Source organism: Pseudomonas sp. PS01270 (genome assembly GCF_029959775.1).
In the GTDB taxonomy this organism is placed as follows: Bacteria; Pseudomonadota; Gammaproteobacteria; order Pseudomonadales; family Pseudomonadaceae; genus Aquipseudomonas; species Aquipseudomonas atacamensis.
Window position 1 is genome coordinate 1 of sequence record NZ_JASCPT010000190.1, and the last position, 7,253, is coordinate 7,253.

The following is a 7,253-nucleotide window of genomic DNA, read 5'->3' on the forward strand; positions in this document are numbered from 1 at the left end:
GTTTGACATTCGACACTTATGTTGACTGGCTTGGCGTCTTCGCGAGCAGGCTCGCTCCCACATTCGTTATTCAATGAATCAGGATAGTTGATATCAGATCACTGGCACCATTGGCGAAAAGTGTGACTTGCCCAACAAATTCAAACTTAGCGATATTTAATATTTAAATAGAAAATCGTCAGACAATTTCCACCCTCGCTACAACTAAAAACAATCTTTCCTCCCCGCACGCTTTGTTTACGGCAGTTTCCTGATACCACCAAATTGGATCGCAAAAAAACTCTTTACGACAGATTTCCAATTGTGTCAGGTTCGTTACGCCTTCATTGGGCGAGTGATAGGACGATCTCGCCAAAGATCGTCCTGTCGGACAAAAACTGTTCCATTGCTAAACAAGGAAGTGTGTTTATGTCGAAAGTTAAAACCAATGCTGTTGATTCCGCCGAACAGGCTTTCCAGCTGGCTGCCTTCAGCTCGGCGTACAACCAGATCAATAGCTTCAGCCATCAGTACGACCGCGGCGGCAACCTCACGGTCAATGGCAAACCCTCGTACACCGTCGACCAGGCGGCTACGCAACTGCTGCGTGACGGCGCTGCCTACCAGGACAAGGACGGCAGCGGCAAGATCGAACTCACCTATACGTTCCTGACGTCGGCCTCGAACAGCACGATGAACAAGCACGGCATCAGCGGGTTCAGTCAGTTCAGCGCGCAGCAGCAGGCGCAGGCCAAGCTCGCCATGCAGTCCTGGGCCGACGTGGCCAATGTCACCTTCACCGAGAGAGCCTCGGGCGGCGACGGGCACATGACCTTCGGTAACTACAGCGGTGGCCAGGATGGCGCTGCGGCGTTTGCCTATCTGCCGGGAACCGGCGCTGGTTATGACGGCACCTCGTGGTACTTGATCAACAGCGGTTACACGCAGAACAAGAACCCGGAACTGAACAACTACGGTCGTCAGACCCTGACCCACGAAATCGGCCATACCCTTGGCCTTGCGCACCCCGGCGACTACAACGCCGGCAACGGCAACCCGACCTACAACGATGCGACTTATGGCCAGGACACCCGTGGCTACAGCGTCATGAGTTACTGGAGCGAGAGCAACACCAACCAGAACTTCAGCAAGGCCGGCGTCGAAGCCTACTCGTCCGGCCCGCTGATGGACGACATCGCCGCGATCCAGAAGCTCTACGGCGCCAACACCACCACCCGCACCGGCGACACCACCTACGGCTTCAACTCCAATACCGGTCGCGACTTCCTCAGCGCTTCGTCGTCGAGCGACAAAGTGGTGTTCTCTGTCTGGGATGCCGGCGGCAAGGACACCCTGGACTTTTCCGGGTTTACCCAGAACCAGAAGATCAACCTCAACAGCGCTTCGTTCTCCGACGTTGGCGGCATGGTCGGCAACGTATCGATCGCCAAGGGCGCAGTCATCGAGAACGCGATTGGCGGTTCGGGCAGCGATCTGTTGATCGGCAACAGCGTGGCCAACGAGCTGAAGGGTGGTGCCGGCAACGACATCCTGTACGGCGCTGGTGGTGCTGACAAACTGTGGGGCGGCGCCGGTTCGGACACTTTCGTGTTCGCCGCCAGTTCGGACTCCAAGCCGGGGGCGATCGATCAGATTCTCGATTTCGTCAGTGGTCTGGACAAGATCGACCTGACCGGCATCACCAACGGCGCGGGCCTGCACTTCGTCAACAGCTTCACCGGTTCTGCCGGCGATGCGGTGCTGACCTCGTCGGGCGGCAACAGCCTGTTGTCGGTGGATTTCTCCGGGCATGGCGTGGCTGACTTTATCGTCAGCACCGTGGGCCAGGCTGCGACCAGCGACATCGTCGCGTGATGTGAGAGGAAAGCGGCGCCTCGTGCGTCGCTTTCTTCGCTTGCATCGGCCTGATCGCCGAGCAAGGCTACGAGCGGAAGTGAAGTTTCCTATGACTCGATACGTTTTAACTGACACGACGATGGCATGGCTGATGGCAGTCACGCTGATGATGACCGGAGCGACAAGCATGGCAAGCAGCCTCAGACTCGAAGAACCCTCGGCATTCGCCGGGCGCTGGCAGGCCACTTTGACCGGTCACAGTGACACACCCGAAACGCGGTCGCTGCAAGACAAGCCCTCGAACACTTGCCTGGTCGAGCTTGCGCCGAACCAGACCTTGGGCGAGGGCACTGAATGTCTGGCCGCGTGGTTGGGCGAAGCGCCAATCGGCTGGTTTCCAGAGCCCGATGGCATTTCCATCACCGGCAAGGAAGGTTCGAGGATCGCCTTCTTCAGCCGCCAGCGTGATGGCATTTATACAAAGGCCTTGAGCGCCGAACTGCTTATTACGTTAGAGCGCGCAGCGCAGTAGGCAATGGTTGGCGGGTGAAAGAAAGTTGATATAAGCCAGTGGTCGTGCGTTATAAGCGCGGCATCCGGTCAAGTTGTTATGAAATTGTAAGCGCTACTTGCAAGTCATCTTTGGCAGGCAGGCGGAATATCAATGGAATGCTCGTCCGGTAATGACGAGGCATGAATTCAGGAAGAATCAATGAAGATGGCGAAGTCTTCTGCCACCGCTCCGTTAATCAAGGCATTGGGCGACTATAAAAGCATTCTGATCAGCGTCGGTTGTTTCACCGCGCTGATCAACGTGTTGATGCTGGTGCCGTCGATCTACATGCTGCAAGTTTATGATCGGGTGCTGTCGTCACAAAACGAAACCACCCTGGCAATGCTGTCGCTGATGGTGGTCGGGTTCTTCGCCTTTATCGGGCTGCTGGAAGTGATCCGCAGCTTTATCGTCATCCGCATCGGCAGCCAGTTGGAGCGGCGCTTCAATTTGCGTGTCTATCAGGCCGCATTCGAGCGCAACCTGTTCAAGGGCGAAGGCAACGCCGGGCAGTCGCTGGGCGACCTGACCCACATTCGCCAGTTCGTCACCGGCCCGGCACTGTTCGCCTTCTTCGATGCGCCGTGGTTCCCGGTCTATCTGTTTGTCATTTACCTGTTCAACGTCTGGCTTGGCGTGCTGGCCACGGCAGGCGCGTTGCTGCTGATCGCACTGGCCTGCCTCAACGAATACATGACCAAAAAGCCCCTCGGCGAAGCCGCCGGTTTTTCCCAGCAGTCCAGCCAGTTGGCCACCAGCCACTTGCACAACGCCGAAACCATTCAGGCGATGGGCATGCTCGGCTCGCTGCGCAAGCGCTGGTTCGGGGTGCATTCGCGCTTTCTCGGCTTGCAGAACCAGGCCAGCGACACCGGCGCGGTGATCAGTTCACTGAGCAAGACCCTGCGCCTGTGCCTGCAATCCCTGGTGCTGGGCCTTGGCGCGTTGCTGGTGATCAAGGGCGACATGACGGCGGGGATGATGATCGCCGGTTCGATCCTGATGGGCCGCGTGCTGAGCCCGATCGATCAACTGATCGCCGTATGGAAGCAGTGGAGCGGGGCGAAGCTGGCTTACCGGCGTCTGGATGCGCTGTTGCAGGCGTTTCCGCCAAGCGACGAGGCGATGGCACTGCCGGCACCGAAAGGCCAGATCACCTTCGAACAAGTCAGCGCCGGCCCGCCCGGGCAGCGTGCAGCCACTTTGCATATGGTCAATTTCACGCTGGGCGCTGGCGAAGTGCTGGGTGTGCTCGGCGCTTCCGGCTCCGGCAAGTCGACCCTGGCTCGAGTGCTGGTCGGCGTGTGGCCGGTTCTGGGCGGCACCGTGCGCCTCGACGGCGCTGATATTCATCGCTGGAACCGCGATCAGCTTGGTCCTTACATCGGTTACCTGCCGCAAGACATCGAATTGTTCAGCGGCAGCATCGCCGAGAACATTGCGCGATTCAGCGACGCCGATTCGCAAAAAGTCGTAGCTGCCGCGCAACAGGCCGGCGTTCACGAAATGATCCTGCGCTTGCCGCAAGGTTACGACACGCAACTGGGCGAGGACGGCGGCGGCTTGTCCGGTGGCCAGAAGCAACGCGTGGCCCTGGCCCGCGCGCTGTACGGCACGCCGAGTCTGGTGGTGCTGGATGAACCCAATTCCAACCTCGACACCGTCGGCGAAGCGGCATTGGCCAGCGCCATTGCGCAACTCAAGGCGCAAGGCACCACGGTGATTCTGGTGACGCACCGTTCTTCGGTGCTGGCTCAGGCTGACAAATTGCTCGTGCTCAACGATGGCCGTTTGCAGGCGTTCGGCCCGAGTCAGGATGTGCTCAAGGCACTTTCCGGTCAGCAGGAACAGCAACGCGAAAAAGCCGCACAAGCACCGGGCGGGCTCAGCATGAGCCGGCAGTATCAGCCCACGACAAGGAATTCGGGTGTATGAGCAGCGCCAGCATGAACACTGAAAACGAAGCGAACATGGAACACGCCTACCTCACCGAACGTCCGGAGCGTGATGCGAAATTCTTCGCGCGCCTGGGCTGGATTCTGGCCATCGTCGGCGCTGGCAGTTTCTTCACTTGGGCCGCACTGGCGCCGCTGGATCAGGGCATTCCAGTGCAGGGCACGGTGGTGGTCTCGGGCAAACGCAAGGCTGTGCAGTCGATGAGCAGCGGCGTGGTCAGCCGGATTCTGGTGCGCGAAGGCCAGATCGTGAAGCAGGGCCAGCCGCTGTTCCGCCTCGATCAGACGCAGGTCGCCGCCGATGTGCAATCGCTGCAGGCGCAGTACCGCATGGCTTGGGCCAGCCTCGCGCGCTGGCAGGCCGAGCGCGACAACCTCAAACAAGTGACCTTTCCGCCTGAATTGAGCAACGACCCGGACCCGCGCCTGGCGCTGGTGCTGGAAGGCCAGCGGCAACTGTTCAGCAGCCGCCGCGAAGCGTTCTCCCGAGAACAAGCGGCACTGCGCGCCAACATCGAAGGCGCCACCGCGCAACTGGCCGGCATGCGCCGCGCGCGCAGCGACCTCAATGCTCAGGCCAGTTCCTTGCAGCAACAATTGAGCAACCTGCAACCGCTGGCCGACAACGGCTACATCCCGCGCAACCGCTTGATGGACTACCAGCGGCAACTGTCGCAAGTGCAGCAGCAGCTGGCGGAAAATACCGGTGAAAGCGGCCGCGTGGAGCAGGGCATCCTTGAATCGCGCCTGAAGTTGCAGCAGCACGGCGAGGAATACCAGAAGGAAGTGCGCACGCAACTGGCCGATGCGCAGTTGAAAAGCGTGACGCTGTCCGAACAGCTGACCTCCGCCGGTTTCGATCTGCAACACAGCGAGATCCTCGCCACCGCCGATGGCGTGGCAGTCAACCTCGGCGTGCACACCGAAGGCGCCGTGGTGCGTCAGGGCGAAACCCTGCTGGAGATCGTTCCGCAAGGCACCACCCTGGAAGTGGAGGGGCACTTGCCGGTCAACCTGATCGACAAGGTCGGCACGCATTTGCCGGTGGACATCCTGTTTACCGCGTTCAACCAGAGCAAAACCCCGCGCGTGCCCGGCGAAGTCAGCCTGATCTCCGCTGACCAGATGGTCGATGAGAAAACTGGCGTGCCGTATTACGTGTTGCGCAGCAGCGTCAGTGATCAGGCGATGGAAAAGCTCAACGGCCTGGTGATCAAGCCCGGCATGCCGGCGGAAATGTTCGTGCGCACCGGTGAACGTTCACTCCTCAACTACCTGTTCAAACCGCTGCTCGATCGCGCCGGTTCTGCGTTGACCGAGGAATAAGGATGTTCGGCTGTATGAAAAAGCTTTGCATGCTGGGAGCCGCAATGACGCTGCTCGCGAGTCACGCGGCAGTCGCGGCCATGGGGCCATTCGAGATTTACGAACAGGCGTTGCGCAACGATCCGGTGTTCCTTGGTGCGATCAAGGAGCGCGATGCCGGCCTGGAAAACCGCGTGATTGGCCGCGCCGGCCTGCTGCCACGGATCGGTTACACCTACAACAAGGGCCGCAACTCGTCCAAGGCGACGTCTCTGGATGATCGTGCGCGCAATCGCACCGATGAGCGCAACTACAACAGTTACGGCTCGGCGCTCACGGTGCAGCAACCGCTGCTCGATTACGAGGCTTATGCGGCGTATCGCAAAGGTGTGGCGCAGTCGTTGTTCGCCGACGAAGCGTTTCGCGGCAAGAGTCAGGAACTGTTGGTGCGCGTGCTGGATAACTACACCAAAGCCTTGTTCGCCCAGGACCAGATCGACATCGCCCAGGCGAAGAAGAAGGCCTACGAACAGCAGTTCCAGCGGAACGAACACATGTTCAAGCAGGGCGAGGGCACGCGCACCGATATTCTCGAAGCCGAGTCGCGCTATGAGCTGGCGACTGCCGAGGAAATCGAAGCGCGTAATGAGCAGGATGCTGCCTTGCGTGAGCTCGGGGCGCTGGTCGGCGTGCCGGCGGTGGATATCGGTGATCTGGCGCCGCTTGGTCAGCAATTCCAGACCTTCACCCTGCAACCGGCCAACTTCGACACCTGGCATGAACTGGCGATCAGCAACAACCCGAACCTCGCTTCGCAGCGTCAGGCCGTGGAAGTGGCGCGCTATGAAGTCGAACGCAACCGCGCCGGGCATCTGCCGAAAGTCAGTGCTTATGCCTCTATGCGCGACAACGAGTCCGAAAGCGGCAACACCTATAACCAGCGCTACGAAACCAACACCATCGGCCTTGAAGTCAGCGTGCCGCTGTACGCCGGCGGCGGGGTGTCGGCCTCGACACGGCAAGCCAGCCGCACCATGGAGCAGGCCGAATACGAACTGGATGGCAAAACCCGCGAAACCTTGATCGAACTGCGCCGCCAGTTCAGCGCCTGCCTCTCGGGCGTGAACAAATTGCGTGCTTATCAGAAGGCTTTGAAGTCGGCCGAGGCGCTGGTGGTCTCGACCCGACAAAGCATTCTGGGCGGCGAACGCACCAATCTCGATGCGTTGAACGCCGAGCAGCAACTGTTCACCACCCGCCGCGACCTGGCCCAGGCACGCTACGACTACCTGATGGCCTGGACCAAATTGCATTACTACGCCGGGACGCTGAATGAGCAGGATCTGGCGCGGGTGGACGAAGCATTTGTGGTCGCGCAACAGCCCTCACCCTGACCCTCTCCCAGGGGGAGAGGGGACCGATCCGGGGAGATTGGCGAGATGCACCGACTTGAACGAGCTGTGCTGAATCCGTAATCGACTGTTTTTCTCAGGTCGCTGAATGACTGAAGACAACACGGTCGGCGCCCTCTCCCACAGGGAGAGGGCTGACCGAGTGGCCTGCGATAGCTGCATAGACCTGAACCACCGAGCTGGACGCAGGTT

At 59.8% G+C, this 7,253-nt stretch carries 5 protein-coding genes; all 5 read left to right on the top strand.

The genetic code is table 11. The features are described 5' to 3' along the window. The first annotated feature begins 408 nt into the window (after positions 1-408). The 5 genes from QMX86_RS26685 to QMX86_RS26705 all read left to right on the top strand — a co-directional run bounded on the left by QMX86_RS26685 (position 409) and on the right by QMX86_RS26705 (position 7,043). Positions 409-1,854, top strand: coding sequence for a serralysin family metalloprotease (locus QMX86_RS26685; RefSeq protein WP_110645372.1), 1,446 nt, complete (start codon positions 409-411; stop codon positions 1,852-1,854). 91 nt (positions 1,855-1,945) lie between these two features. Further along, the gene (locus tag QMX86_RS26690) at positions 1,946-2,368 is read left to right on the top strand and encodes an AprI/Inh family metalloprotease inhibitor (protein ID WP_153188966.1); all 423 of its coding nucleotides are present in this window, start codon (positions 1,946-1,948) and stop codon (positions 2,366-2,368) included. A 180-nt stretch (positions 2,369-2,548) separates the two neighbouring features. Then, positions 2,549-4,324, top strand: a complete 1,776-nt coding sequence (locus QMX86_RS26695) for a type I secretion system permease/ATPase (protein WP_282387188.1) — start codon at positions 2,549-2,551, stop codon at positions 4,322-4,324. Then, positions 4,321-5,670, top strand: coding sequence for an HlyD family type I secretion periplasmic adaptor subunit (locus QMX86_RS26700; RefSeq protein ID WP_130929542.1), 1,350 nt, complete (start codon positions 4,321-4,323; stop codon positions 5,668-5,670). Before QMX86_RS26695 ends, QMX86_RS26700 begins: the two co-directional genes overlap by 4 nt. A 2-nt stretch (positions 5,671-5,672) precedes the next feature. Continuing rightward, complete coding sequence (locus tag QMX86_RS26705) at positions 5,673-7,043, top strand: TolC family outer membrane protein (protein WP_282387187.1); 1,371 nt, start codon at positions 5,673-5,675, stop codon at positions 7,041-7,043. Positions 7,044-7,253 lie beyond the last annotated feature (210 nt).

What these genes read in the sequence shown, in the direction of transcription:
- QMX86_RS26685 (WP_110645372.1), top strand. Translation starts at nt 409, where the DNA reads ATGTCGAAAGTTAAAACCAATGCTGTTGATTCCGCCGAACAGGCTTTC.
- QMX86_RS26690 (WP_153188966.1), top strand. Translation starts at nt 1,946, where the DNA reads ATGACTCGATACGTTTTAACTGACACGACGATGGCATGGCTGATGGCA.
- QMX86_RS26695 (WP_282387188.1), top strand. Translation starts at nt 2,549, where the DNA reads ATGAAGATGGCGAAGTCTTCTGCCACCGCTCCGTTAATCAAGGCATTG.
- QMX86_RS26700 (WP_130929542.1), top strand. Translation starts at nt 4,321, where the DNA reads ATGAGCAGCGCCAGCATGAACACTGAAAACGAAGCGAACATGGAACAC.
- QMX86_RS26705 (WP_282387187.1), top strand. Translation starts at nt 5,673, where the DNA reads ATGTTCGGCTGTATGAAAAAGCTTTGCATGCTGGGAGCCGCAATGACG.